General features: G+C 71.8%; 1 protein-coding gene. It reads right to left on the bottom strand.

Translation table 11 applies throughout. From position 1 onward, the window contains the following. Window positions 1-500, bottom strand: a 500-nt coding sequence (locus tag ACMGDM_RS20665) for an aminotransferase class V-fold PLP-dependent enzyme (RefSeq protein WP_436806022.1), incomplete at both ends; no start/stop codon positions are given.

The raw sequence follows: 500 nt of genomic DNA, 5'->3' as shown, positions 1-500 counted from the left end.
CGCAGCCGGAATGAGGTGATGCCGCCGTGCAGCGCCGGATCGTCGGGCGTCAGCACGTCGACGCCGTCGATCCGGCGTGCCGCCCTGACCCAGCGATCGCGCAACCAGCGCAGCCGCGCGGCGCGACGTGGGCGGCCGATCGCGCGCTGGAACGCCAGCGCCGCCGGCACGGTCAGCTGCGCCGCATAGTCGAGCGTGCCGCTGTGGATCCGGCTGCGCAGCGAGTCCGCGCCGCCAAGCTCTTCGGCCGGATCGCGATCGATCCGGGCGAGCGCGGCACCGCGCACATGGATCATCCCAACGCCCAGGGGCGCGCCCAGCCACTTGTGGCCGTTCAGGCCGACGAAGTCGCAGTCGAGGTCGGGCAAGGCGAAATCGAGCTGCTGCCAGCTGTGCGCGGCGTCGACGATCACGTCGATGCCACGCGACCTGGCCAAGGCGGCGATCTCGCGAACCGGGAGCACCAGACCGGTGCGATGGCTGAGGTGCGTCAGCAGGAT

The organism is Sphingomonas larreae (genome assembly GCF_051400595.1).
Lineage (GTDB): Bacteria > Pseudomonadota > Alphaproteobacteria > Sphingomonadales > Sphingomonadaceae > Sphingomonas.
The sequence above is the reverse complement of the archived record's forward strand: the minus strand, read 5'-3'. Positions and strand labels throughout refer to the sequence as shown.